At 47.9% G+C, this 22,584-nt stretch carries 29 protein-coding genes, 2 tRNA genes, 1 other RNA gene and 2 pseudogenes; 24 read left to right on the forward strand and 10 right to left on the reverse strand.

Features of this window, described 5'->3' with window-relative positions:
- Positions 1 to 2: 2 nt before the first annotated feature.
- The 7 genes from Q7R76_06945 (at position 3) to rnpB (ending at position 6,042) form a co-directional block, all read left to right on the forward strand.
- Complete coding sequence (locus tag Q7R76_06945) at positions 3 to 146, forward strand: hypothetical protein (protein ID MDO8643282.1); 144 nt, start codon at positions 3 to 5, stop codon at positions 144 to 146.
- 44 nt (positions 147 to 190) lie between these two features.
- Entirely contained in the window at positions 191 to 817 is a 627-nt protein-coding gene (locus Q7R76_06950) for a hypothetical protein (GenBank protein MDO8643283.1), read from the forward strand.
- Positions 818 to 859: 42 nt separating this feature from the next.
- Positions 860 to 1,819 carry an SMC-Scp complex subunit ScpB gene (locus Q7R76_06955; protein ID MDO8643284.1) on the forward strand — a complete coding sequence of 320 codons (960 nt, stop codon included), beginning with the start codon at positions 860 to 862 and terminating at the stop codon, positions 1,817 to 1,819.
- The gene (locus Q7R76_06960) at positions 1,819 to 1,965 is read left to right on the forward strand and encodes a hypothetical protein (GenBank protein MDO8643285.1); all 147 of its coding nucleotides are present in this window, start codon (positions 1,819 to 1,821) and stop codon (positions 1,963 to 1,965) included. The genes Q7R76_06955 and Q7R76_06960 overlap by 1 nt, the downstream gene beginning before the upstream one ends.
- Positions 1,966 to 2,069: 104 nt before the next feature.
- Positions 2,070 to 4,532, forward strand: a complete 2,463-nt coding sequence (gene gyrA / locus Q7R76_06965) for a DNA gyrase subunit A (protein MDO8643286.1) — start codon at positions 2,070 to 2,072, stop codon at positions 4,530 to 4,532.
- 32 nt (positions 4,533 to 4,564) lie between these two features.
- Positions 4,565 to 5,677, forward strand: coding sequence for a THUMP domain-containing protein (locus tag Q7R76_06970; GenBank protein MDO8643287.1), 1,113 nt, complete (start codon positions 4,565 to 4,567; stop codon positions 5,675 to 5,677).
- Between the two features lie 34 nt (positions 5,678 to 5,711).
- An RNA gene (rnpB, locus tag Q7R76_06975) (RNase P RNA component) lies at positions 5,712 to 6,042 on the forward strand.
- Positions 6,043 to 6,067: 25 nt separating this feature from the next.
- Here the strand turns inward: rnpB and Q7R76_06980 are convergent.
- Positions 6,068 to 6,727: a hypothetical protein gene (locus Q7R76_06980; protein MDO8643288.1), complete on the reverse strand. Its 660-nt coding sequence runs from the start codon at positions 6,725 to 6,727 to the stop codon at positions 6,068 to 6,070.
- Positions 6,728 to 6,810: 83 nt separating this feature from the next.
- Between Q7R76_06980 and Q7R76_06985 the strand changes: the two genes are divergently transcribed.
- Entirely contained in the window at positions 6,811 to 6,987 is a 177-nt protein-coding gene (locus Q7R76_06985; protein ID MDO8643289.1) for a preprotein translocase subunit Sec61beta, read from the forward strand.
- A 22-nt stretch (positions 6,988 to 7,009) separates the two neighbouring features.
- Positions 7,010 to 7,339 (forward strand): nascent polypeptide-associated complex protein, encoded by a 330-nt coding sequence (locus Q7R76_06990; GenBank protein ID MDO8643290.1) that lies wholly within the window; start codon positions 7,010 to 7,012, stop codon positions 7,337 to 7,339.
- Positions 7,340 to 7,361: 22 nt separating this feature from the next.
- On the opposite strand, the gene Q7R76_06995 is transcribed toward Q7R76_06990, so the two are convergent.
- A complete protein-coding gene (locus Q7R76_06995) occupies positions 7,362 to 8,240 on the reverse strand; it encodes a hypothetical protein (GenBank protein ID MDO8643291.1) in 879 nt (292 codons plus the stop codon).
- A gap of 73 nt (positions 8,241 to 8,313) precedes the next feature.
- On the opposite strand from Q7R76_06995, the gene Q7R76_07000 reads away from it, so the two are divergent.
- The 4 genes from Q7R76_07000 to Q7R76_07015 are packed head-to-tail and all read left to right on the forward strand — an operon-like array spanning position 8,314 to position 10,792.
- Positions 8,314 to 8,793 carry a hypothetical protein gene (locus Q7R76_07000; GenBank protein ID MDO8643292.1) on the forward strand — a complete coding sequence of 160 codons (480 nt, stop codon included), beginning with the start codon at positions 8,314 to 8,316 and terminating at the stop codon, positions 8,791 to 8,793.
- A gap of 37 nt (positions 8,794 to 8,830) precedes the next feature.
- Positions 8,831 to 9,292 (forward strand): hypothetical protein, encoded by a 462-nt coding sequence (locus Q7R76_07005; GenBank protein ID MDO8643293.1) that lies wholly within the window; start codon positions 8,831 to 8,833, stop codon positions 9,290 to 9,292.
- A 60-nt stretch (positions 9,293 to 9,352) separates the two neighbouring features.
- The gene (minD, locus tag Q7R76_07010; GenBank protein MDO8643294.1) at positions 9,353 to 10,147 is read left to right on the forward strand and encodes a cell division ATPase MinD; all 795 of its coding nucleotides are present in this window, start codon (positions 9,353 to 9,355) and stop codon (positions 10,145 to 10,147) included.
- 51 nt (positions 10,148 to 10,198) lie between these two features.
- Positions 10,199 to 10,792: a hypothetical protein gene (locus tag Q7R76_07015; GenBank protein MDO8643295.1), complete on the forward strand. Its 594-nt coding sequence runs from the start codon at positions 10,199 to 10,201 to the stop codon at positions 10,790 to 10,792.
- Positions 10,793 to 10,820: 28 nt separating this feature from the next.
- On the opposite strand, the gene Q7R76_07020 is transcribed toward Q7R76_07015, so the two are convergent.
- The 3 genes from Q7R76_07020 to Q7R76_07030 all read right to left on the reverse strand — a co-directional run bounded on the left by Q7R76_07020 (position 10,821) and on the right by Q7R76_07030 (position 11,384).
- A tRNA-His gene (locus tag Q7R76_07020) sits at positions 10,821 to 10,892 on the reverse strand.
- A 43-nt stretch (positions 10,893 to 10,935) separates the two neighbouring features.
- A complete protein-coding gene (locus tag Q7R76_07025) occupies positions 10,936 to 11,193 on the reverse strand; it encodes a type II toxin-antitoxin system RelE/ParE family toxin (protein MDO8643296.1) in 258 nt (85 codons plus the stop codon).
- Positions 11,190 to 11,384 carry a hypothetical protein gene (locus tag Q7R76_07030; protein MDO8643297.1) on the reverse strand — a complete coding sequence of 65 codons (195 nt, stop codon included), beginning with the start codon at positions 11,382 to 11,384 and terminating at the stop codon, positions 11,190 to 11,192. The genes Q7R76_07025 and Q7R76_07030 overlap by 4 nt, the downstream gene beginning before the upstream one ends.
- 163 nt (positions 11,385 to 11,547) lie before the next feature.
- On the opposite strand from Q7R76_07030, the pseudogene Q7R76_07035 reads away from it, so the two are divergent.
- The 10 genes and pseudogenes from Q7R76_07035 to Q7R76_07080 all read left to right on the forward strand — a co-directional run bounded on the left by Q7R76_07035 (position 11,548) and on the right by Q7R76_07080 (position 16,082).
- Positions 11,548 to 12,018, forward strand: a pseudogene (locus tag Q7R76_07035) (30S ribosomal protein S13).
- Positions 12,019 to 12,096: 78 nt separating this feature from the next.
- Positions 12,097 to 12,606 (forward strand): annotated as a pseudogene (locus tag Q7R76_07040) (30S ribosomal protein S4).
- A 285-nt stretch (positions 12,607 to 12,891) separates the two neighbouring features.
- Positions 12,892 to 13,275 carry a 30S ribosomal protein S11 gene (locus Q7R76_07045; GenBank protein MDO8643298.1) on the forward strand — a complete coding sequence of 128 codons (384 nt, stop codon included), beginning with the start codon at positions 12,892 to 12,894 and terminating at the stop codon, positions 13,273 to 13,275.
- Between the two features lie 2 nt (positions 13,276 to 13,277).
- Positions 13,278 to 14,060, forward strand: coding sequence for a DNA-directed RNA polymerase subunit D (locus Q7R76_07050; GenBank protein MDO8643299.1), 783 nt, complete (start codon positions 13,278 to 13,280; stop codon positions 14,058 to 14,060).
- A 25-nt stretch (positions 14,061 to 14,085) separates the two neighbouring features.
- Positions 14,086 to 14,202, forward strand: a tRNA-OTHER gene (locus Q7R76_07055).
- 192 nt (positions 14,203 to 14,394) lie between these two features.
- Positions 14,395 to 14,760, forward strand: a complete 366-nt coding sequence (locus Q7R76_07060) for a 50S ribosomal protein L18e (GenBank protein MDO8643300.1) — start codon at positions 14,395 to 14,397, stop codon at positions 14,758 to 14,760.
- A 13-nt stretch (positions 14,761 to 14,773) separates the two neighbouring features.
- Positions 14,774 to 15,193, forward strand: a complete 420-nt coding sequence (locus Q7R76_07065; protein ID MDO8643301.1) for a 50S ribosomal protein L13 — start codon at positions 14,774 to 14,776, stop codon at positions 15,191 to 15,193.
- 4 nt (positions 15,194 to 15,197) lie between these two features.
- A complete protein-coding gene (locus tag Q7R76_07070; protein MDO8643302.1) occupies positions 15,198 to 15,605 on the forward strand; it encodes a 30S ribosomal protein S9 in 408 nt (135 codons plus the stop codon).
- Positions 15,606 to 15,609: 4 nt separating this feature from the next.
- Positions 15,610 to 15,810: a DNA-directed RNA polymerase subunit N gene (locus Q7R76_07075; protein MDO8643303.1), complete on the forward strand. Its 201-nt coding sequence runs from the start codon at positions 15,610 to 15,612 to the stop codon at positions 15,808 to 15,810.
- A gap of 47 nt (positions 15,811 to 15,857) precedes the next feature.
- Entirely contained in the window at positions 15,858 to 16,082 is a 225-nt protein-coding gene (locus Q7R76_07080; protein ID MDO8643304.1) for a type II toxin-antitoxin system HicB family antitoxin, read from the forward strand.
- Here the strand turns inward: Q7R76_07080 and Q7R76_07085 are convergent.
- The 3 genes from Q7R76_07085 to Q7R76_07095 all read right to left on the reverse strand — a co-directional run bounded on the left by Q7R76_07085 (position 16,074) and on the right by Q7R76_07095 (position 18,639).
- Positions 16,074 to 16,562: an asparaginase domain-containing protein gene (locus Q7R76_07085; protein ID MDO8643305.1), complete on the reverse strand. Its 489-nt coding sequence runs from the start codon at positions 16,560 to 16,562 to the stop codon at positions 16,074 to 16,076. The two genes, Q7R76_07080 and Q7R76_07085, sit on opposite strands and share 9 nt — an antisense overlap.
- A gap of 50 nt (positions 16,563 to 16,612) precedes the next feature.
- Positions 16,613 to 16,963, reverse strand: coding sequence for a hypothetical protein (locus Q7R76_07090; GenBank protein ID MDO8643306.1), 351 nt, complete (start codon positions 16,961 to 16,963; stop codon positions 16,613 to 16,615).
- Positions 16,964 to 17,316: 353 nt separating this feature from the next.
- Positions 17,317 to 18,639 (reverse strand): DEAD/DEAH box helicase, encoded by a 1,323-nt coding sequence (locus Q7R76_07095; protein ID MDO8643307.1) that lies wholly within the window; start codon positions 18,637 to 18,639, stop codon positions 17,317 to 17,319.
- Between the two features lie 210 nt (positions 18,640 to 18,849).
- On the opposite strand from Q7R76_07095, the gene Q7R76_07100 reads away from it, so the two are divergent.
- Complete coding sequence (locus Q7R76_07100) at positions 18,850 to 19,710, forward strand: hypothetical protein (GenBank protein MDO8643308.1); 861 nt, start codon at positions 18,850 to 18,852, stop codon at positions 19,708 to 19,710.
- Here the strand turns inward: Q7R76_07100 and Q7R76_07105 are convergent.
- Together Q7R76_07105 and purB are read right to left on the reverse strand one after the other, a co-directional pair.
- Positions 19,707 to 21,140 carry an adenylosuccinate synthetase gene (locus tag Q7R76_07105; protein ID MDO8643309.1) on the reverse strand — a complete coding sequence of 478 codons (1,434 nt, stop codon included), beginning with the start codon at positions 21,138 to 21,140 and terminating at the stop codon, positions 19,707 to 19,709. The genes Q7R76_07100 and Q7R76_07105 overlap by 4 nt on opposite strands.
- The coding region (gene purB / locus Q7R76_07110; protein ID MDO8643310.1) for an adenylosuccinate lyase at positions 21,137 to 22,584 on the reverse strand (1,448 nt) is incomplete at its 5' end. The genes Q7R76_07105 and purB, both read right to left, overlap by 4 nt.

Raw genomic sequence — 22,584 nt, forward strand, 5'->3', positions numbered from 1 at the left:
CAATGAAAAAAAGGAAAGTACTGGGCCTTGATATCCCCCCGTTTACAGTCATGCTATCAGTTGTCGGTGGTCTTGCACAGGGCTGGCCAGGAGCAATAGCAGGAGCCTTGTTTGGCATGGCTCTGGATACACTGCATCCACGCTGATTCTAACAATAACCTTTAAAAACACCCCACCTTCTCCCCATCCCATGAAAACGATTACTAAAGATGATGTTGCTGATTACCTCGACAAGGGCTACCTGCAGTGCCGGTGCATCATAGAGCTGGTCGGAGCACCCGAAGAGTACATTAAAGAGACTATGAAAAAATACGTTGAAAAAATTAGCGAAACAAGGACTATCAAGCTCATTTTCGCAGATGTTGCTGAGCCAAAAAAAGAGCGCAACCTGTTTGTCACATTTGCGGAGCTCGAATTTATGGTGAAGAGCCCTGACGAACTCATTTTCTTCTGCTTTGATTACATGCCAGCGTCCATTGAAGTCATGGCGCCTGAAGCATTGCACTTCCGCGCACCGGATTTCACGGTTTTTTTCAACGATTTTATGGCGCGGCTGCACAAGGTCGACCTGCTTGTAAAGGATCTCACGGCAAAAAACAAGAACCTGCTGATGAACAGCAACCGCATCCTGCGCAACATGGTGGTGGTGACGCTTGCGTATAACGGGCCAATGAAGCACGACCAGCTTGGAGAAAAGATTGGCATCACTGGGAAACAGCTGTTGCCCTTTTTGAAAGAGATGGAAAAAGAGCACTGGATCAACTATAAAGACGGAACCTGGAGCGAATCAAAAAACAGGCCTGCAGAAAAGAAATAATTATAAAACACAACGTGTCTGGATGCAGAAAAGAGGGAACGCATGGATACCGACACTGCCATTTCTGAACTGAAGAATAAAGTGTACGCAGTACTATTTTCCGCCGGCAGGGCAGTTGACTGTGAAGAGCTCGGAAAGCTGGTTAAAGCGCCGGAAGAGCTCATTCGTGAAGCAGTCCGTGAGCTCAAAAAGCAGCTGGACGACCCGTCCTCACCCCTGTTTCTGACTGAAGAAAGCAATGGCAATGCATGGAAGCTGGCGGTGCGTGACCGGTATGTTGATGTGGTACGAAATGTGACGCCGCATACTGAACTTGAAATTCCCGTGCTTGCAACTCTGGCGCTCATTGCATGGAAACAGCCCATGCTCCAGTCAGACGTGATTAAGCGACGCTCGACTGTTGCGTATGAGCATATTGCAAAGCTCGAAGAACTCGGCTTTGTGTCAAAAGAAAAAAAAGGGCGAAGTTTTGTACTCAAGCCAACCGGTAAATTTTTTGATTATTTTGACTTGCCCAGCCAAGAGGCAGTCAAGAAACTCTTTGAGGAAATTGAGCCGCGTGTCTTGAAGATAGAACAAATGAGCAACCAGCTAAGGGATGAAGCACAAGAAATACAGAACGAGCAGAAAAAAATCAGCAAAAAGGGCAAGCTGGGTGGTTTAGACGTCTATGAACCACCGGAAGCGCCGCTGGAAAAAACGCTTGAACAAAAAGAGCAAGAAGGCGATGAAGCAGAAGAAGAAACAGAAGAGGAAGAAAACGAACAAACAGAAGAAGGAGATGATGTGAAAGAAAAAAAAGTGCTTGACGAGTTGTTTGAAGACGATGAAAAGGAACAAGTAACTGAAGAAGAGAAAGAAACAGAACAGGAAGAAGAACAAAAAGAAAATGAAGAAAGCGAAGAGGAAGCCCAACCAAAAAAGGAAAAAGAAACAAAACGGAAACTCCCCCGCGAACTTGAAGATTTTGCAGGAAAGGAAGACAAGATTGGTGAGGATTGATGTACCTCATTCATTGCGCCAAATGCAATAATGACATGAAGTACCAGCCAGCAAAGAATATTCAGCTTCTCGAAAAACCGGTCAAACGGTGCGTGTATTGTGGCAAGAACATTAATGTGAAGAAGAGTATTCTACGACAGATATGAGCACGTTCCCATTTTTCTAAAACACCATTAAAACACATGTATAAGCCCCATAAAGCCATTCTACAACCAAAATCTTTATATAGTGTGTGGGGTGCAAAAAAGAGATGGAAGCAGCTGAAAAGCCGGCAGAAAGCCAAGAAAGAGACCACATTGTCCCGCGCATTATTGAGCAGGAGATGAAGCAGTCGTATCTGGATTATGCCATGTCGGTCATCGTCGGCAGGGCATTGCCTGATGTCAGAGACGGCCTCAAACCGGTCCACCGTCGTATTCTATTTGCTATGCGCGAAGCAGGCCAGCTGCACAACAAGCCCTACAAAAAATCAGCCCACATTGTGGGTAAAGTTCTCGGTGAACTCCACCCACACGGCGACGCTGCAGTGTATGACACCATGGTGCGCATGGCGCAGAACTTTTCGTTGAGATACCCGCTGATGGACGGCCATGGAAATTGGGGAAGCATTGACGGCGACAGCGCAGCAGCATACCGGTACACTGAAGTGCGCCTCAAAAAAATCGCTGAAGAACTCCTCGCCGACATTGAGAAAGATACGGTTGATTTCCAGCCGAATTTTGACGGCAGCCTCAAGGAGCCAACTGTGCTTCCGGGAAAGCTTCCAAATCTGCTCATCAACGGCAGCAGTGGCATTGCAGTGGGCATGGCAACCAACATTCCGCCGCATAACATCAGCGAAGTTATCGACGGAACTATTGCACTCATCGAGAACCCCAGCCTCACGATTCCTGAACTGATGCAGTTCATCAAAGCCCCTGACTTTCCTACGGGAGCACATATAGTCGGAATGGCAGGCATTCATGAGGCGTATGAAACTGGCCACGGCAAAGCTATCATGAAAGCAAAGTCGGAAATTATCGAGCTTAAAGGCAGAAACGCGATTATCGTCAGCGAAATTCCGTACATGATTAACAAATCCCAGCTGATTGAAGAAATTGCTGCGATGGTGCGCGACAAGCGCATCATGGGTGTCAGCGACATCCGCGACGAATCCAACAAAGAAGGCATCCGGGTGGTGTTTGAATTAAAAAAAGACGCCCAGCCGAAAGTGGTGTTGAATCAGTTGCATACCTTCTCCCGCTTGACGAGCACGTTCGGCATCAACATGCTGGCACTCGTTAACAATGAACCGGTTGTGCTCAATCTGAAGCAGCTCGTCCAGCACCATATCACCTACCGACAAATTGTGGTGCGGCGAAGAACTGCGTTTGAATTGCGCAAAGCAGAGGAACGCAAGCATGTGCTTGAAGGGTTGATTATTGCGCTGAACCATATTGATGAGGTCGTACGAAAAATCAAGGCGTCAAAAACTGTTGAAGACGCGCAGTTCATGCTCATACAGGATTATACGCTGACTGAAATTCAGGCAAAGGCTATTCTTGACCTGCGCCTGCAAAAACTGGCAAGTTTGGAGCAGGAAAAAATAAAACAGGAGCATAGCGAATTGCTCAAGACTATTGCCCATCTTGAGAGTATTCTTGCATCAGAGCCAAAAATTTTCGCCATCATCAAAGAAGAACTGATGAAACTCCGAGAAGAATATGGTGATGGCCGGCGAACAATCATCGAACATGCTGAAGGCGAAGATGATATGCCGGTTGAAGCGCTCATCAAAAAAGAAGAAGTGGTCGTGACCATCAGCCACAAGGGCTATGTCAAACGAACTCCACTTACTGAATACCGAAGCCAAGCGCGTGGTGGCATCGGCGTCAAGGCAGCGGAAACCGGCGACGATGATTATGTGCAGGATTTGTTCACTGCATCAACACATTCCTATCTGTTGGCATTTACCAATCAGGGAAGAGTATATTGGCTGAAAGTCCATGAGCTTCCTGAAGCAAGTCGACAGGCAAGAGGAAAAGCATTTGTCAACCTTATCCAATTCCAGCAGAATGAAAAAGTGAACGCGGTTGTGCCAGTAACGGAATTTGACGACCAGCATTTTGTGGTGCTCGCAACCAAACAGGGCACGATAAAGAAAACAAACTTGAGTGAGTTTTCACGGCCACGCGCAAATGGCATCGCTGCCATCACGCTCGACGGTGATGAGCTGGTGAATGTGCTTTTAACGGACGGCAAACAGCAATTGCTCATCGCAACAGCAAATGGAAATGCGGTCCGATTCGACGAAACTGATGTGCGCTCCATGGGCAGAACTGCATCCGGAGTTCGTGGCATTGAATTACGCGACAACGATGGAAAGATTGTTGATAGTGTTATTGACCTTATTTTGGTGGATGAGAAAAAAACCGTGCTGACGATTACTGAGAATGGATATGGAAAACGAACTGCGGTTGATGAATACCGGCTCACCCGACGGGGCGGCAGCGGGGTTATCAATATCCAAACCAGCGAACGAAATGGAAAAGTGGTTGCGGTTGACAGCGTTACTGACGAGGATGAAGTGATTGTGATTAGCCAAGATGGCACCATGATTCGCATTCCATGCAAGGATATTTCTACCATCGGCAGAAACACGCAAGGTGTACGCGTGATGAAACTGCGCGAAGGAGACAAGGTTGTTTCTGCGACAAAGGTTGCACGGGAGTAAGTTATTTAAAGTGCTGATTTCTTCAGAACTATATGAAAATCGTCGTAGTAACTAACCGTGGCATTGAACAACAATGTGCGCAGGAAGTAGAAGAAATTACCGGCGAAAAAGCAGAAGCTACAGATTATCTCGTGTTCTCATCCTGCGCCGATACAAAAAAACTCAACGAGCTTTATTATTTTTCTCAATCAGCGCGGCGCATTGGTGTTGTTGTTGGAGAATGCGCGTTTACTGATGCTGATGAAATTCTGAAACACGCTCGCGCGTGGAATTTTCCCATGACGCCGGAAACCTCGTTTTTTGTGCGCGTGGTCAAGGAAGATAATGAGGAACTGCCATCAGCGGACGTTGAGGCGGATCTTGGCGAGCTGATTATCGAAAAAACAAACGCTCCCGTGAATGTCAAACAACCAGAGGTCACCGTGCTGTGCATCGTCGTCAAAAACAGATGTGTTGTTGCGCTTGACTATGGCGGCTTTGATGTCAGCAAACGCCAATATGTGTTGTACCATCACCGTGAAGCCCTCAAGCCAACTCTTGCGTACGCCCTACTCCGTCACGCGCAGGCTGAAAAAGCAAAGATAGTTCTCGATCCGTTCTGTGGCACTGGAACCATTCCCATTGAAGCAGCTCATTTTCTTTCCAATCAATCCATTAATTATTACCGCAAGGATGAGTTTGCGTTGGTGAAAAAAGATGCGGAAAACAAAAAACTGATGGAACAGCTCGACAAAAAACGAAAAGAGCCGAAGCAAAAAATCATCGGCTATGACAGCCAGCTTGGCTTTGTGTCACAGGCGCAGAAAAACGCAAAAATTGCCGGCGTGCATAAATCAATCAATTTCGCGCGCGTCGATATGGAATGGCTTGAGACAAAATGCGAGCAGGAAAGCGTTGATTGTGTGGTGACGCACCCGCCGGAGCTGACCGCCGCAAACAGGAAACACGTTCTTGCATTGTATCACCAATTTTTTTACCAGATGGACTTTGTACTGGCGAAAAAAGGAAGAATTGTGCTTGCCATTGCCAACCCAGCCGAATTAAAGCAAAAAGCAGAAGAAAATAAGTTTACTTGCGTGCATGAACATGAAATCTGGCAGGGAAAAAAGAAGCTGTGGATGGTTGAGTTTCACCGCAACGTTTAAATATCCCCCTTCATTTTCTCTTCTAAACGCTTCAGGGAGGGCAGGTGACTGACGGTGCGCAAGCGCTGAGGAAAGTCCGCCCACTCTTGATGTATCATCATGGTAGCTATTCTCGGAAATCGGGAGGCCTTGAAAGAGGCGGCAACCACACAGAAACGAGACCGCGCATTGGACGCGATGAGGCTTGCGAAGCTTCCGGCAACGGAAGGGAGTACCAGCCGAGTTTGCCAATGTGATTGGATGAAACGATGAGCCCTAGCTGGTGCAAGTCCGTATGGACGCTTAGTTGAATGTCACCATGAACCATCGCAATGACGCTTGACGTTGTTGTTTGGGTTCTCACAAAAGGCGGCTTACGTCCTCCCGAAGCGTTTTTTTATTTTTTAGAAATTAGTTCTTCTCAACCATGAGTTCCTGAAACACGTTGTACGCCCGCGTCGCATCCTTCTCGGCAATGATGAAAATCAGTTCCGTCATCGTCGAAATATTTTCGCAGATGTTAATGTTTTCCCATGCCAACTTTCGGGTTGCAAGGGCAAGCACGCCGGGTGTGGTGAAGAAATCCTTGGTCATGCTCAAGGTGAGGGCAACAAGGTTTGTGGCAGTGTTGAGTATTTTTTCGCTTTTCAGGATTTTTTTGGCAGCGTCGAGGTGCTTTTGAGGAAGCACGAGGGTTACTTCGTAGTTGCCGTAGATGGCGTTGAGGGTTTCTCCTTTGTGCACGTCGATAAGCGAATGAAGCGTTCTGATTTTCTCAACTGCGCTGGGTGTTTTGACGAGGGTAATGTCGCAGAGGTTGGTCTTCATGATAATTTCAGAGACCAGGCGAAATGAACGGGGAGCGGATACGCGGCCGTTCAGCTCTTCGGCATGTCTCCGCAGTGCCATGACAATGGACTGAGTTTGAACGCCCGTGCCGAGCTCACGCTCGATTCTTGGCTGCAGATGCTCGGCAAGGTTCGCGAAGCTGACGATATTCTCAAGAATTGCCTCTTGTAGGTTGGGGCGTTCGGCAATGATTTTCTTGACAAGGTGGCTGACGGTGGGCATGTTAGTATGGTAACAAGATGTTATATTTAAACTTTTGCCAAAAAGCCATAACCTTTAAATAACCCCACCACAATTCGGGTAGTATGGCACAAGAGCGCATTTCCATGCCGTCCTCCATGGGCGGACTCGTCCGGTATTTTGACGAGTATAAATCGAAGTTCGAACTGAAGCCCGGCCATGTTGTCATTCTGGTTGTGATCGTAATTCTTATTGAGATTTTCTTGCATTGGCAGGGTGCATCCCTGCTTGGATTGGCGTGAGACTATGTTTCCCGGCATGAATATGAACCCAGCACTGATGAAGCAGGCCATGAAAAAAATGGGCGTGCAACAGCTGGAATTAGACGCTGTTGAAGTCGTCATCAAAACCAAGGACAAGGAGCTGGTGTTTCCCAATCCCTCGGTTACGAAGATCAACATGATGGGACAGGAAAGCTTCCAAATCACCGGAGAATTTCACGAACGGTCGCGCGGTGCAAGCGTCGTAGAAATCAGCGATGACGACGTCAAAACCGTTGCCCAGCAGGCGAATGTGTCTGAAAAAGACGCGCGTGACGCGCTGAAAAAGGCGAACGGTGATATTGCTGCGGCGATTATGGGATTGCAAGAATAAGATATCTGATTCTATTTTTAATTTATAATTCAAGTATCCGCCGGTCATTCACATCTTCAAATATTGCTGATTCATTCCACCCATGCGGATTCCACGGATGGTTTGGTTCACCATAGATCTTGTGAAGAATATCAAGCGTCCACCCGGGCAGGGCAACTGTTTTCTTTAAGGCGCCCGCGCTATGAAGAAAAGTTGCCATGCTGTTGGCTGCGTATGCTGCAGCATATTCAAGATTGCGAGCGTCGGGCGCCATTACTGCCTGCGGTGGGAGTTCTGTCTGAACAGTAACCGACCCTTCAGGCAGATTCGGCACAACAGAAATGTTTACCAAAAAATGGACCTGCCAGGGGTTATGTGGAAACAGGGTCAGCACAAGGTCTCGAAGATTGGCGCCAAAGTTGTGATATGGTTTCAGGAGCGGTGGCTGCCTGCGCACGGGTGATGGAGCCATTGGTGCGTAGAGTGCTTCAAAGTCATGCTCGTATAAATAGCGAACGTGTACAACCCCCGGTTCTGAAACAAGCCATGTTTTGGCAACTTCGCCGAGAATATATCCGATGACATGACGATAGAAGGGTGTACGGTCTCGTTTGGTTAGTTCAGCAATAGGGCCATCAGGACGGCCAGATTCTAATTCCATAAACTGCTGATCAAGGGGAAGGTAGAGCACGGGCTGCTGATTTTTGTGGGTACGTTCTGCAACTTTCTTAAAGATTGCTGTTACCATGTCTTCAGGAATGCGGCCATATTTTTTAATAAGAATTTCACGAATGGAAGGTTCGATCATCAACTGGTGGAGCCGTGCTGCAGCACGGTCAATAAGAGAATGTTCGAGCCCTGATTCAGCGTGCTGTGCAGCGTCAATTAACTCCGACAATTCAGAGGATGAATGGAGTTCCATAGCTGTGCCTGATTTCAACTCGTATAAATGCGTATCGCTAAATCTTTATATAGTCTAATCGTATTCCCACCCCATGGACAAAATCAGCGAATATCGAGATAAAGCCGCACGAAACCTCCATATTGCTGACCACATTCTGACGCAGACCTACCCGATGCTGAATGACCCAAAACTGCTTCTTGCGGTCCTGGAAAACCTGTTTTTATCCATGAATCACGCGCTGACCTGCCTGCTCCATTATGAGGAATACCACGGCAGGATTCCAAAGTTTTCCGACGAATTTGACAGCAAATTGAACATGCTCAAGCTGAAGGTTGCCAAGCAGAACAACATAACCCCTGAAGTGGTCAACTTCCTGCAGGAACTCAAGGCAAAGGTCTCTGCCCACAAAAAAAGCCCGCTGGAGTTTGCGCGAAAGGACCGGTTTGTCATCTGCTCGGATACCTACCAGACCCAGGTCATTTCTGCGCCCCAGCTTAAAAAGGACCTTCAAAGAACTAAGCTCTTTCTGCAATTAGTGCAGTCAATCATTGCCCGAGAAGCAAAAAAATAAATAGTACGACCTATATATAGGTGAGGAGAAGGAGTATATGGAAGAATCACTATCAAATGCCCGGGAAGAGCTTAAGCGTGTTGACCACCTTATCTACGTCAGCTTAAAGTACACGCGGACCTGTGATATTTTCAAGAGCATTATCCAACGGCTGATTGATTCGCTGGACAACACCCTACTTGCTATTCTCAAGAAGTTCGAGGATGAAAAGAAGATTTATGAGATTCCCAGCCAGCCGGGAGTGCGGTGCAGCACCATCCGGGAACATATGACGGATGAGAAGGTTAACGAGCTTATTGAGTTCTATTTGCTGCTGCGCCAGATTAACCGCGCTGAATTTACCCGCTTCCGGGAATTCCGACGCCATGTGACCATGACGGTCAATCTTGCCGGCGAGGAGCTTGAAATAACAATTGATAGAATCACGGAATATTACAAAAGAACAAGAGAATATATTGAGCACGTTGATAAAACACTACACCCTGAAAAAGTAAGTTGAAACGATAGAAGAGAAAATGATAGAAGAGAGAAAGAGAGCAGAAGAAGAGAGACAACGACTATGAAAACGCGATTTATTCTTGTGGCTTCAGGCAAAGGAGGAGTTGGAAAAACAACCGCATCGCTGAACATCGCCTGCGCCTTGGCACAGTTTGGTAGAGATGTTGTTGTCGTCGATGCCAATATGAGCACGCCCCACATCGGCATTATGCTCGGCTCGCCGCTGTTGGAAAACACGCTCAACAAGGCACTGCGCGGCAGCCGCTCGGTGCGCGATTGTGCGTATGTTCACCCATCGGGCATCAGGATTGTGCCATCCAGCATTGCACTCGGTGAGTATGCGCCAGAACACACCAAACAGCTGCGCAGTGTGCTGGCAGAGCTTGCCGGCACGGCTGAATTTGTGCTCATTGATGCAAGCGCCGGACTTGGCCCGGAATTTCGCGACGCAGTCCGCGCATCAGACGAGATACTTGTGGTGACCAGCCCGGACCTTCCGGCCGTGTCTGACGCGCTGAAACTCATTGCTGGTGCAGGAGAGCAAGGCATGCCTATTCTCGGTGTCGTGGTCAATAGGGTTGGATTGTCTGAAACACTCACGCTGGACAACATCCGCGACCTGATTAGCGAACCTATCATTGGCTGGGTGCCGGAAGACCGCGCCGTGCGTTCATCGCTTCTTATCAAACAACCGGTTGTGTTCTCACATCCTGATACCGCAGCAGCTGTTGGCTTCAAGAAAGTTGCAGCAACACTGCTCGGACAAGTGTATCAGCCCGAAGTGCGCACCATGCACAAGCCCGGCATGATTGATAAGATTATTGAGGGGATTAATCGGATTGGGGCGAAGAAGTAGACATGGTGATCCATAACTACATTTTTATATACGGAATTCTATAACAGAACCATGCCATTGCTTGAAAAGAAAAAAGATCTTGCCCAAACATTGCGTGACAAGGGTTGGGATGACGCCGATATAGAAAAAACACTGCGCATCATGGGCAAGGGCAGTGAACAGACCGGTGATGCTGAACAGAAAACACAGCAAGTTGTGTATTGGATGATTCTGTTGGATTTGGGCATTGGTAACCTTATGGTTTCCTTCGGCCTGATTCCGTTTCTCATGGTGCTCCAGCCAAGTTTTGTGCTCGGCATTATGGTGACGATTGGTTTTGTGCTCGGGCTTTTTTTTAACATGCTGGTGTGGGATTTAGAGCGTGTCAAGACGGAACATCATTTTGCCGCCATGTTTTTCATTCCCGGAACGGCGATAGTGAACATTGCGATTATTGTTATTGTGGCAAACGCAATGTCCTCATTTCTTAAGACGGCAGTGCCGAAAAATCCGTACCTCTTGAGCGGCGCCTATGTCGCTGCATTCATTGTTCCCTATGTCATTGCCTTGGTTCGCGACGGCATGAAAAAACGGCAGGAACAACGACAGCTGGCGCGCGACGCGGAATCACAAAAGAGTATGCACGTGTATGGTGGAGTGGAATAGTTTTATAATAATAGAGAAAAATAAAAAGGGCCGCCAGTGGGAATTGAACCCACTCCAAAAGCTCCACAGGCTTCTATGCGAACCGGTACACTATGGCAGCCATTGAGTAGGGTGTCAATAGGCAGTTCTTATAAATATTGCTGTTACATTCGTTTATATATTCTTGCTCGATGATCAATAAAACGTACCCAGAGCGTATCCGGATTGAACGTAAGGTCGACAAGAACTCGGTAATCACCAATCCGAATTTTGTAGCCGTACGGCGCGGCAGTTAATGGCTCTATGCCTTGACCATTTTCACCAACTTGTTTTAGTTTCAGAACAATGCGGCGGGCAACAAGAGGAGCAAGTTTCTCCAATTGTTTTTCAGATTTTGGATCGTAATGAACATCATACTTCATGCAAACTTCGTCTCCATCTCGGTTTGTGTTTTAAACTGAGAGACGGGACGCTTGCGGGACTCTTGTACCTGCGCAATGACTTCGTCACGAAGCTGGAGCTGGTTCTCTTCAAGAAGTTCTTTAATTTCATCCATCTCCCGCTTGAGCAAGAGCACGTTTTCATTGACCTGTTCGAGGGTTACCTGTTCCATATCAGTCAGAAAGGTGCTGAGGTTTAAAAACTTTACTCGAAAGAATCCAATAGCTTTATAAACAACCTCCTTGTTTATTCAGTAAAAAGCCCGAGTGAACAGCGTATAGGGCTCTCAGAACTTCTATACGCACTGTATTCTGGCTTTCTGACTTTGTGATTGCATGGCAGACCAACCAAAACCTGAACAAAAAGACTTTAACCATTTAGTCCGTATTGCAAATACTGACTTAGATGGCAAGAAGCAGATAGGAATGGCCTTGATGAAAATCAAGGGAGTTGGATTTATGTTCGCCAATGCGCTGTGCAAAATGGCCAACATCAACAATCGCGACCAGGTGGGATATCTTGCACAAACAAAAATTGACCTTCTCGATGAAATTCTTAAAAATCCAACAAAATACGAATGCCCAGCATGGCTCTTCAATCGCCGGAATGATTACGAAACTGGCGTCGACAAGCACCTGGTCAAAAGCGATCTTGATTTCCAAAAAAGCAATGATATCAAACGACTGCGAATGATTCGCAGCTACCGCGGCTCACGCCACGCATCAGGCCTGCCGACCCGCGGCCAGAAAACCCGTTCAAACTTCAGGCGAAATAAAGGAAAAGTCCTCGGCGTCCAGCGCAAGAAACTCGCGCCGGGCAGCGACGAAGCTGCAAAAGGGAAAGATAAAGGAAAAGGTAAGGATAAAAAGTAAACAGGATGTACTATGGGCGACCCGCGACGACTCAAAAAGAAATACCAGAAGCCAAGCCACCCGTGGCAGCTTGACCGGATTGAAGAGGAAAAAATCCTCGTCGATGAATACGGCTTCAAGAACAAGCGGGAACTCTGGAAAATGCGCGCCGTGCTAAAGCACGCCGCAGACGAAGGAAAGCGGCTTATTGTCGCAACCGGCCCGCAGGCAATCAAGGAAGAAAAACAGCTCATTGCGCGGCTGAGCAAATATGGGCTTGTGCCAACAACCGCAACCATTGACAATGTACTTGGCCTCACGCTGAAAGACATCCTCGAACGCCGGCTCCAAACACAGGTGTACAAGAAAGGCCTTGCGCACACGATCAAACAAGCACGCCAACTTATCACCCACAACCATATTCAAGTGGGTGGAAAAACAATCAACGCACCGTCGTATTTAGTCCTGCAAGCAGAGGAAGCAACAATCGTGTTTGACTCGGTTTCATCATTCAACAATCCTGACCATCCGGAACGCACGGTCAAGCCTGCTCCGAAAAAAATCAGAAAAGAAAAGGACGACAAAGGACGAGGCGGCCGTGGACAGCGTGGCGGACAGAGAAAACAGCGCTTCAGCCCCCAAAGAAAATAGAGAAAATAAAAGTACATACGAAGAACACCTAACGATAAGCGATCACGCAGAAAAGGAACACCAATGGAACAAGAAAAAGCACCTGAAAAACCAGCAGCAGAAACCGCAGCTCCAGCTCCGCAGCAAGAGCAACGCGAACAGCGGTATGAGCGGCCTGACCGGGATTACCGGCGAAGCATGCGCTGGGGTGTTGCGCATATTTACTCATCATACAACAACACAATTATTCACGTCACTGACCTCACGGGCAGAGAAACAATTGCCCGCGCATCAGGAGGCATGGTGGTAAAAGCGCACCGGCTCGAAAGCAGCCCAACCGCAGCCATGCTCGCTGCAAAAAAGGCAGCAGACACGGCAATTGAAAAAGGAATTAATGGTATTCACATTAAAATCAAGGCACCCGGCGGCCACAATGGCCCAAACAACCCCGGGCCCGGCGCACAGGCAGCAGTCCGTGCATTGTCCAGAATGGGGTTGCGCATCGGTGTCATCCAAGACGTCACGCCTATTCCTCACGATTCCTGCAGAAAGAAAGGCGGAAAACGGGGACGGAGAGTATAAACATGGAACTCATGCTCTTGAATCAGGAAAAGAAAACCGGCAAGGTTTCGCTGTTAATCAAGGACACGACTCCCGCCCTTACAAATACTATTCGCCGACTGATTGTTAACGAAGTGCCGACCATGGCGATTGACACTGCTGAAATAAAAAAGAACAGCACGGTGTTGTATGATGAAATGGTTGCTCACCGCCTCGGCCTTGTCCCGCTGAAAACTGATTTGAAAAGTTATGAGCTGCCAGAAAAATGCTCATGCAAAAAAGAAGGCTGCGCAAAATGCCGGCTCTTGCTCTCACTTAAAACAAAAGGCAGCGGCTATGTGTACGCTGAACGGCTCGAGTCAACTGACCCGAAAGTGGTTCCTGCGCATCCAAAAATGCCCATTGCAAAACTCATCAAAGGCCAGCAGCTTGAGGTGGATGCAACAGCAACACTCGGCCGCGGAAGAGAGCACATGAAATGGTCGCCTGGTTGTGTCTGGTTCACCAACCAGCCGCAGATTACCGTTAATAACAATTCACCAAAACTCGACGAGTTCAAGAACAAGTACCCGCCGCAGATTTTCAACAAGGCAGGAAAAATTGACAAGAATGTGATACTCGACCTGAACCTGGTTGATGCCTGCGACAGTGTATGCGATGACGTCGTAAAAGTCGAGTACCTGCCCAATAATTTCATACTTCACATCGAGCCATTCGGCCAGCTTAGTGCAAAAGAAATGCTCACCACTGCAGTTGAGGTGATGGAAGAAAAAATCGCCGAGATGGAAAAACTCATCGAAGAATAAATAGATAGTATGTTCACATTCATATGCGGGAGTGCCGGAGCGGTCAAACGGGCTATTCAGTGCGCATGAAAGTGCGTGGTGAGCCTTGGGTTGAGGGCCTAGTAGCTTAGTGCTTACGCGGGTTCGAGTCCCGTCTCCCGCATCATTATTATCAAAAAGATCCAGATCAAAAGTGCAGGATGTGTGGCCGAGCGCAAAGCGCCGGGACTCCGAACGAAGTGAGGATGTCCCTCTTTTGGTCAAGCTTTTTTGCTTGCAAAAAAGATTGCGCAGGTTCGTCCCGTCTCCCGCATTTTATTGATCATTGATATAAAATCAAAAAATCCTGAAAACCATGGTACGAAGAACAGGCCCAACAAATGTGCATCTGCAGGAGCTCATCAAGACGCTCAAAAAAGCAGCGTTGGATAGTGAAACGCCTCTGTGGAAGCGCCTTGCCGACGAACTTGAAGCACCGTCACGGCGTCGGCGCATGGTAAACCTGTACAAGATTAGCAAGTACGCTCAAGATAATGAAATTATTGTCGTGCCGGGCAAAGTGCTCGCTACGGGCGATGTCACAAAAAAACTTGCTGTTGCCGCATGGGCATTTTCAGGCAGTGCAAAAGAAAAAATCCAGAAAGCAAAAGGCGAGGCATTCAGCATTGGGGAACTGCTCAAGCGCAACCCGAATGTGCAAAACATACGAATCATGGGATAACAAGGTAACAACAATGGCAGTAATTGACGGAACAGAACGGATTTTGGGAAGAATCGCGGCATATGCGGCAAAGCAGGCATTGCTCGGCGAAAAGGTTGACATTGTTAATTGCGAAAAGATGATTATCACCGGCTCACGCGGCCATATCATTGGAGAATATATACATAAAGTCAAGCGCGGCACACCCCGTTCAGGGCCGTTTTTCCCGCGTACGCCCCAGCGCATCGTGCGCAGAACCATCAGGGGTATGCTGCCGTGGGACAAGAACCGTGGCCGTGAAGCGTATAAATTGGTCAAATGTTATATCGGCGTGCCAGTTGGATTTGAAAAAGAAAAGCTCACTGAAGTTCCAGGTACGCACGTTTCGAAGCTCACGACCACAAAATATATAACAATCGCTGAAATTGCAAAACAAGTTGGATCAAAGGTATAATACTATGGTCAAAAAATATATTACCACATCAGGAAAGCGAAAAACCGCAACAGCCCGCGCAGTACTTAGGGCTGGCACGGGCAAGATTCGCGTAAACAAAATGCTCCTCACGGCGTATGCGCCGGAAGTAGCACGCTTATTTATCCAAGAGCCGCTGGTGCTTGCGCCGGAATATGCTGACAAGGTTGATATTGATGTTAATTTCCACGGCGGCGGCGCCATGGGCGGTGCAGAAGCATCTCGGCTTGCCATTGCCAAAGCACTCGTTGAATTTGCCGGCAAGGGAAGCAACTTGAAAGAGCGCTTCCTGCAATACGACCGCCAGCTCCTTGTTGCTGATGTGCGGCGCAAGGAAACCTGCAAACCAAACGACTCAAAGGCACGTGCCAAGCGTCAAAAATCATACCGGTGAAACCATGATCATACCTATGCGATGTGTATCCTGCGGAAAGCCAGTCGGCCACCTGTGGGAAGAATATGAAGAGAAGTCAACCAAGAAAAATGCCGACGTGAAAAAAATTCTTGATGAACTTGGTGTTGAGCGCTACTGCTGCCGAAGCACATTCCTCGGGCATGTCGAGCTGATTGACGTCGCTGCGCAGTTTAAGAAGTTTTGAGACAAAAAGTATTTAAAACAGTTTATCTTTCTTTTTTATCTGAAACCATGAAATACCGCGTACGCATATATCAGGATGAAGACGGCATGTTTGTAGCAGAATGCCCATCACTCCCCGGCTGTATTTCTCAAGGAAAAACACGCCAAGAAGCAGTTAAAAACATTACCGAAGCGATTGAGGGCTATCTGGAAAGTCTCAAAAAACACAATGAGGCAGTGCCGCCAGCAATAGAAGAAGAGATGATACACAATGCATGTTCAGCATCAGTCTAATTCTTCAAATTCGCCGGTCTTCTTGTTTTTCTTTACATTATTCCATTTGAAGAATTTTCCATTCATTGCAACATACACACCGACGGGAAGTGTTTGTACAAAAGCGAGTGCACAGCCAAGATTAAAGAGCCCGTCTGAACTGCCAAATTTGTAGGGAACCATCGCGCCGGTCAAGATGATTGTTTTTGTTTTAAGTGCTGCGCCGAGAACTTTTGCTGTTTCAGCCATCGTATCAGTTCCATGCGTGATGATGATTTTGTCTTCTTTTGTTTTTTTGACATTATCAAGAATAAGCTGTCGATCGGCAGCGCCCATATCAAGACTATCAATCATCATCAATGTCCTGAGATCCACATCAAGTTTATTTCTTCCCAGTTTTAACATTTCAGGAAGATGTGTGTCCTTAAAGAAAAGTTCGCCGTTCAGTTCGTTATATTCTTTATCAAAGGTTCCGCCGGTTATAAAGATACGAATGGTCATAACGACAAGAGGAAATTAAGGATTAATAAATCTTTGGATAAAAATGGTACTTAAAAATAATCCGGGTCATCCGAGCGGATTGTTATTTCTCGCGGCGTGCTTCTTATGGGCTGTTCAGTGCTTAGTTCGTTTGTTTTTATCGGTGCGCTGTGTACGCCTTCATTTATTTCAAGCGCCTTCCGCAGGTTCAGGTTGCCGCAGTTCAAACACGAAAAGAAGATTCCCCATTTGCCCGAGCGCATTTCCAAGGTTTTGCCGCACATGCATTTCATCTCGTTCAAAGAATAATTTTTGTGGTCGTGACACACCGGAACGTCCTGCTTGTTTTTTATAAGCGCCTGACGGCCGCAAAAAGGGCATTTTTCCAGTTTACTTTGGCCATACCGTTTTGGAATGTACATAGGTGATATCTTTGAAAGTCTTGATTTAAAAGGATAGTGGTGTTCTGCGTGAGCAAATACGAACGATAACGGAATTAGGAAGAAAGGTTAAGGCAGGATAGTGGTGCAGCAGCACGTTCAATCAAATCATCAGAGGCAAAAATCGGACGTGCACAAAAGCTTTAGCTTTTGGCATCTCAAAAATCGCAATTTTTGAAGACCCGATTTTTGCCCCACAAGAAAAGCAGAATATGAGACAGCATTTTTTCCTTGCCCGAGTTCTTGTTTGTCTTGCATAATCCGTTTTGTAATGGCTGATGAGAATATACATTCGTCAAACAAATTTTAGAAAACTAATATAAAAGAATAAAAAATTACCGTCGGTTAAACGATCCAGAACGTGCAGGCCGTGCATGGCGATTATCATGCGAACGATGCGGCCCTGCATGAGATGAATGACGCGGTGGGCCGCGATGGCTATGGCCACGATGCCCTCCTTGCCCGCCTCGGTTGAAGCCGCCTTCTCGCTGTCCTTGTCCTTCAGTCCATCGGAAGGGAACTGGCTCTACGGTAGGAACAACCTCTTTGGTGATGCTCACGTCGTTTTCACGGAGCACTCGGCGGAAATTGTCATGGTCCCTGCTGGTGAGGATGGTGATTGCTTTTCCTTCGCGGCCTGCTCGTGCTGTTCTGCCGATGCGATGGATGTATTGCTTGCCTTCTTTGGGAACGTCGTAATTGTACACGTGAGAAACACCACCAATATCAAGGCCGCGTGCTGCAACATCAGTGCAGACGAGCACGTGCACTTTTCCGGCGTGGAACTGTTTCATCACACTATTGCGCTTTGCTTGCGAAAAGCCGCCGTGAATTGGAAGTGCATCAACGCCAACGCGTTTGAGGTTGGTTGCAACAATGTCAGTTGTTCTTTGCGAATTGCAGAAGACCATAATCAGGTCAGCTTCTTCATGCTGGAGCATGTGCACCAGCAAAGAGAATTTCATGTTGTCAGGAGTGTCATAATATGATTGGGAGAGTTTAGAGGCATCAACATAGCACTCAACAGATACTTCAGCTGGGTTCTCCATGTATTTTTGCGCAAGCGATGTTATGTCGCTGGACAGCGTTGCAGAAAACAAAAGTGTCTGCCGTTTGATGGGGCAGGCGCCGATGATTCGTTCAACATCCTGAATAAAGCCCATGTCAAGCATACGGTCGGCTTCGTCGAGAACCAGTGTGGTAATGTGCCGGAGTGATAGTGTGCCGCGCTCGAGGTGGTCAATGATTCTTCCGGGCGTGCCAACAACAACATCGGCATGGCGGAGCTCACCGATTTGCGGCTGGATGGAAACGCCGCCGTAGGAAACAGCAATGCGCAGTTGTTTGAATTTTGAGAATTTTTTGAGTGAGCCGGCAACTTGTTCGGCAAGTTCGCGGGTTGGTGTCAGAATAAGTGCCTGAACACCTTTTCCGGAAATTGCGTGTTGGATAATGCCTGCGCCAAAGGCGAGTGTTTTTCCTGAACCGGTTGCCGAGCCTGCGAGAACATCGCGCCCTTGGAGAACCAGTGGTATTGCTCGTTCTTGGATTTCACTCGGCTGGGTAAAATGCTCTTCCTCAATTGCCCGAAGCAGGAAATCACTTAAGCCAAGTTTTTTGAATGGGTTTATCTGTTGATGTGTCTGTATAGTTTCCATAGGTATGCGTGCCTTTAAATTGCTTTAATGGTTAAGTGCTGTTAAGAAAAAGTCTTATTGCCGTGATGAGGCACCGCACAAGCTCTTTCTTATGACGTCACCATACTGGGTGAATATGATGAACAATGAGCCGGTCCTTTATATACCTTTCGGAAAAGGAGGGCGTGGGACAGAAATATTTTTAAGCGCATGGTTAATCACACCAAAAGTATGACAGACACCATAAACGTTGGCGTTATCGGCCATACAGGACGATTAGGCAAACCGCTCGTTGAGATGTTAGAAAGACATCCTCATTTTAAAATCGCCTATACCGAGAGTAGAACAGAAGGAACATCGGGAAATAAGAAAGATGCAGAGCTTGTTTTCTTGGCGCTTCCCAAAGGAGAGAGTGAATCATATTTACGAGATTTACGGGGAAAACGGCTCATTGATTTAAGTGTTGATCATCGAGCTGCCGAAGGATGGACTTATGGATTACCAGAATTAAATGCCGATGAAATAGCGGCTGCCAAATTGGTTGCGAATCCAGGGTGTTATGCGACGTCAGTTATTTTGGGACTGGCGCCGCTGAAGGGAAAGGTTATGCACGTTCAGGTGGCGTCAACAAGTGGTATTTCAGGAGCAGGATTACCGGTAAAAGAGACTGATAATTTTCTCACCTATGATGAAGGCATGGTCCACGGACACATTCCTGAAATGGAGCGTGCACTTGGATTGGAAGATATGCTATTCGTACCACAACGCATTGATGTTGCTGAACGGGGCATCGTGTCAACGATATTTGCGTTTTATTCTCATGGAACCCGTGCTGATGTTGAAAATGTTCGTGAAGTATATGAATCATTTTATGCAACAGCGCCGTTTGTACGCGTCACTGATTCTATTGAAACAAGAAAAGTAAATGGCACAAATTACTGCGACATAAAAGTGCTTGGCTGTGGAGAAAATGTTGTTGTAGTCTCTGCCATCGATAATCTCATCAAAGGTGGCGCGGGGCAGGCAATCCAAAATGCCAACATCATGTACGGATTTCGTCAGGCGACAGGCCTACCAACTGCTTTACATTAACGAATAATCGTCGCATCCCGTTCTTTTCCCACACTGATAATTCGAAATAGTACGCCGCTCAATTCTTCAAGTTTTCTCACATAATTTTGCGCTGCAGGAGGTAGGTGTGCAAAAGTTCGCGCACCGCTGATATCGCATTTCCAGCCGGGCAGTTCCATCAGCATGGGCTCGCAGTGTGCCATGATGTTTGTCGGCGGCATGGTGCGTAACTCCATCCCTGGTTTGTACGCTTTATCAGCAAAACAAGGCGATCCTGTGTACTGATAGCCAACACAAACAGGAATTTTTTCTAACGACGACAACACATCAAGTTTTGTCAGCACAGCTTCAGTGGTGCCGTTGACTGCTGCTGCGTGGCGCGCCATAACAGAGTCATACCAACCGCAGCGCCGCGGTCTGCCAGTGGTTGCGCCGTACTCTTCGCCGGATGCACGCAATGCGTCGCCGTCTTTGCCGTGCAGTTCGCTCACAAATGGCCCTTCGCCAACGCGAGTGGTGTATGCTTTTAAGACGATAAGTGTTTGCGAAATACGTGCAACACCAGAGCCAGCGATAATGCCGCCGATGGTTGGATGTGATGAGGTCACATAAGGATACGTGCCATGGTAGGGATCAAGAAAAGTTCCCTGCGCTCCTTCGAAGAGGATTCGCTTCCCGAACGCATGGGCACGGTGAAGAAGCGCAGTGGTGTTGGTGACGTACTGCTGAATCCGAGTGCCAAGTTCGGCGTAGATGTCCACCAATACCAATGCGAGAGTGTCAAGCGTTGGCGCTGCACCGGAGGAAGCAAGGGCATGATTGATGCGCGCAAGGTAGGATGCGGTGATTTCATTTTCGCTGATGAAATTGGAAAAAGAGTGCCTGATTTTTTCGTCGTCATAGCCGCAATAATGCGCGAGCAGTGCAATTTTCTCTTCAAGATTCTGGCGGATTGAGTTGTGCAGCGCAGTTTTGTCAAACAGCATGCGTAGGGGAATGCCGGTGCGTGCTGCCGTATCTGCGTAACACGGCCCGATGCCCCTGCCAGTGGTGCCGATTTTTGCGCCAATGCCTGAAAGCTTTTCTTCTCGCGCAACATCCAGAATTCGATGGTACGGCATGAGGATATGTGCATTGGCGCTGATGCGCAGGTTTTCAACACGAAGTCCATTTTTTTCGAGCTCTCGAATTTCTTCCAACAAAACAAAAAGATCAATCACAACGCCGTCAGCGATGACGTTCAGTTTTTCCGGATAGAGAATACCGGAAGGAAGAAGGTGGAACACGTGTTTTTTTCCGTTGATGACAATCGTGTGGCCGGCATTGTTGCCACCGGTTGCCCGCACCACCATGTCGAAGTTGGGTGCAAGAAGGTCGACGATTTTTCCTTTTCCCTCATCGCCCCATTGCCCGCCGATGATAGCAGCGGTTGGCGCAAGCCAGGAACTCATTGCTTCACCACGGCACTTCTTGTTTTTTCCCACTGTGTCACGGCGAGGTGCGCCAACCGTGATGCTTCGCCAGTGTACGTTGCCGGAGTAAGCTTTGCAAGCCGCGCTCTATTGTCGTCGGAAAGCGGAAGTGATTGGACAAGGGCGCGATAGCCATCGCGCGTTAACAAATGCCCACGTGTCTGGTCTTTGATGAGGTCATACGCGCCGACATGCCTTTCTTTTCGCATCACAGTCTGCACTGCTTCAGTGAGCACGGCGTAATCTGCTTCGAGGTCTGCTGTCATTTTTTCATGGTTTGGCGCAACTTTTGCAAGGCCGCGCGTGAGGCACACAAGCGCATCATACGACCATGCCAAGACCGTGCCGATATCGCGCTTTACCGTCGAATCAGACAGGTCGCGCTGGAGCCGCGAAACAGAAATTGAGTACATGGCTGTCAGGAGAGCGTTGCTTTTTTTCAATGCACCTTCGGCGTGCTCGAAGTCGATGGGATTTACTTTGTGCGGCATGGTCGATGAGCCAACTTCGCCTGCCGTTGGCTTCAACAGAAGATATGAATCGGAAATATACCGCCATGTGTCTTGCGCAAAATCCAACATGATAGTGTTGATGCGCTGATAGCACTGCAACATTTCGACGAGTGAATCGCCGGGCTCGACTTGAGTGGTCAGATAGTTTGGCAACAAGCCGAGTGAGCGGACAAATTGTGAAGAAAGATGCAGCCAGGGAACATTGGGCGCAGCAATCAGATACGCGTTGTGATTCCCTGTTGCGCCATTGAGTTTTCCGGTAAGCTGAAATTCGGAAAGCGTGACGAGCTGACGCCGAAGCCGGTCAAGAAACACCGCCATTTCTTTGCCCAGTGTTGTTGGGCTTGCCGGCTGGCCATGGGTACGCGCGGGCATGGCAAGGTCTTTGTATGTTTCTGCGAATGAGGCGAGGGAATCGAGAAACGAAACCATCGCCGGAACATACACCTCATCTCGAAAGCCGTGCATGCTCATGCCGAGCGCGAGATTTTTCGCATCTTCTGACGTCAAGCCAAAGTGCACCATTTCGAGCACATCGCCGATGCTTGGCTGGTTGTCCTCTATTTTGATGCGGAGAAAATATTCGATTGATTTGATATCGTGATTGGTTTTTGGAATGGTGCGACGTTCGTCGTGATACCCTTCACGTTCAATGTCGTTGATGATGATTGCATCATCCAGCGTGAACCCTGACACCAGCCCGCGCAGAAATGCTTTTTCTTGGTCGGTCATGGCGCGGCACACCCGCTGGTCGCCAAGCATGATGAGATATTCAACCTCAACGCGCAGCACACCCCGCATCGTGGCGTATTCGGAAAAATAATTCGCAACGGGTTCGGTGGTGTGCCGGTCGCGGCCGTCAACTGATGCAATGGCCATGAGAGGGTGAGTGGGTTCCATGGAGGTGTTCT

The organism is Candidatus Woesearchaeota archaeon (genome assembly GCA_030651375.1).
Taxonomy (GTDB): domain Archaea; phylum Nanobdellota; class Nanobdellia; order Woesearchaeales; family UBA12501; genus JAUSFM01.

What these genes read in the sequence shown, in the direction of transcription:
- Q7R76_07095 (MDO8643307.1), bottom strand. Translation starts at nt 18,639, where the DNA reads ATGGAAACTATACAGACACATCAACAGATAAACCCATTCAAAAAACTT.
- Q7R76_07105 (MDO8643309.1), bottom strand. Translation starts at nt 21,140, where the DNA reads ATGAGTTCCTGGCTTGCGCCAACCGCTGCTATCATCGGCGGGCAATGG.
- Q7R76_06985 (MDO8643289.1), top strand. Translation starts at nt 6,811, where the DNA reads ATGGCACAAGAGCGCATTTCCATGCCGTCCTCCATGGGCGGACTCGTC.
- Q7R76_07045 (MDO8643298.1), top strand. Translation starts at nt 12,892, where the DNA reads ATGCGCTGGGGTGTTGCGCATATTTACTCATCATACAACAACACAATT.
- Q7R76_07030 (MDO8643297.1), bottom strand. Translation starts at nt 11,384, where the DNA reads ATGGAACAGGTAACCCTCGAACAGGTCAATGAAAACGTGCTCTTGCTC.
- Q7R76_07050 (MDO8643299.1), top strand. Translation starts at nt 13,278, where the DNA reads ATGGAACTCATGCTCTTGAATCAGGAAAAGAAAACCGGCAAGGTTTCG.
- gyrA (MDO8643286.1), top strand. Translation starts at nt 2,070, where the DNA reads ATGGAAGCAGCTGAAAAGCCGGCAGAAAGCCAAGAAAGAGACCACATT.
- Q7R76_06945 (MDO8643282.1), top strand. Translation starts at nt 3, where the DNA reads ATGAAAAAAAGGAAAGTACTGGGCCTTGATATCCCCCCGTTTACAGTC.
- Q7R76_07075 (MDO8643303.1), top strand. Translation starts at nt 15,610, where the DNA reads ATGATCATACCTATGCGATGTGTATCCTGCGGAAAGCCAGTCGGCCAC.
- Q7R76_06995 (MDO8643291.1), bottom strand. Translation starts at nt 8,240, where the DNA reads ATGGAACTCCATTCATCCTCTGAATTGTCGGAGTTAATTGACGCTGCA.
- Q7R76_06970 (MDO8643287.1), top strand. Translation starts at nt 4,565, where the DNA reads ATGAAAATCGTCGTAGTAACTAACCGTGGCATTGAACAACAATGTGCG.
- Q7R76_06955 (MDO8643284.1), top strand. Translation starts at nt 860, where the DNA reads ATGGATACCGACACTGCCATTTCTGAACTGAAGAATAAAGTGTACGCA.
- Q7R76_07090 (MDO8643306.1), bottom strand. Translation starts at nt 16,963, where the DNA reads ATGTACATTCCAAAACGGTATGGCCAAAGTAAACTGGAAAAATGCCCT.
- Q7R76_07060 (MDO8643300.1), top strand. Translation starts at nt 14,395, where the DNA reads ATGGTACGAAGAACAGGCCCAACAAATGTGCATCTGCAGGAGCTCATC.
- Q7R76_07085 (MDO8643305.1), bottom strand. Translation starts at nt 16,562, where the DNA reads ATGACCATTCGTATCTTTATAACCGGCGGAACCTTTGATAAAGAATAT.
- Q7R76_06960 (MDO8643285.1), top strand. Translation starts at nt 1,819, where the DNA reads ATGTACCTCATTCATTGCGCCAAATGCAATAATGACATGAAGTACCAG.
- Q7R76_07000 (MDO8643292.1), top strand. Translation starts at nt 8,314, where the DNA reads ATGGACAAAATCAGCGAATATCGAGATAAAGCCGCACGAAACCTCCAT.
- Q7R76_06990 (MDO8643290.1), top strand. Translation starts at nt 7,010, where the DNA reads ATGAACCCAGCACTGATGAAGCAGGCCATGAAAAAAATGGGCGTGCAA.
- Q7R76_07015 (MDO8643295.1), top strand. Translation starts at nt 10,199, where the DNA reads ATGCCATTGCTTGAAAAGAAAAAAGATCTTGCCCAAACATTGCGTGAC.
- Q7R76_07025 (MDO8643296.1), bottom strand. Translation starts at nt 11,193, where the DNA reads ATGAAGTATGATGTTCATTACGATCCAAAATCTGAAAAACAATTGGAG.
- Q7R76_06980 (MDO8643288.1), bottom strand. Translation starts at nt 6,727, where the DNA reads ATGCCCACCGTCAGCCACCTTGTCAAGAAAATCATTGCCGAACGCCCC.
- minD (MDO8643294.1), top strand. Translation starts at nt 9,353, where the DNA reads ATGAAAACGCGATTTATTCTTGTGGCTTCAGGCAAAGGAGGAGTTGGA.
- Q7R76_07065 (MDO8643301.1), top strand. Translation starts at nt 14,774, where the DNA reads ATGGCAGTAATTGACGGAACAGAACGGATTTTGGGAAGAATCGCGGCA.
- Q7R76_07080 (MDO8643304.1), top strand. Translation starts at nt 15,858, where the DNA reads ATGAAATACCGCGTACGCATATATCAGGATGAAGACGGCATGTTTGTA.
- Q7R76_07070 (MDO8643302.1), top strand. Translation starts at nt 15,198, where the DNA reads ATGGTCAAAAAATATATTACCACATCAGGAAAGCGAAAAACCGCAACA.
- Q7R76_06950 (MDO8643283.1), top strand. Translation starts at nt 191, where the DNA reads ATGAAAACGATTACTAAAGATGATGTTGCTGATTACCTCGACAAGGGC.
- Q7R76_07100 (MDO8643308.1), top strand. Translation starts at nt 18,850, where the DNA reads ATGACAGACACCATAAACGTTGGCGTTATCGGCCATACAGGACGATTA.
- Q7R76_07005 (MDO8643293.1), top strand. Translation starts at nt 8,831, where the DNA reads ATGGAAGAATCACTATCAAATGCCCGGGAAGAGCTTAAGCGTGTTGAC.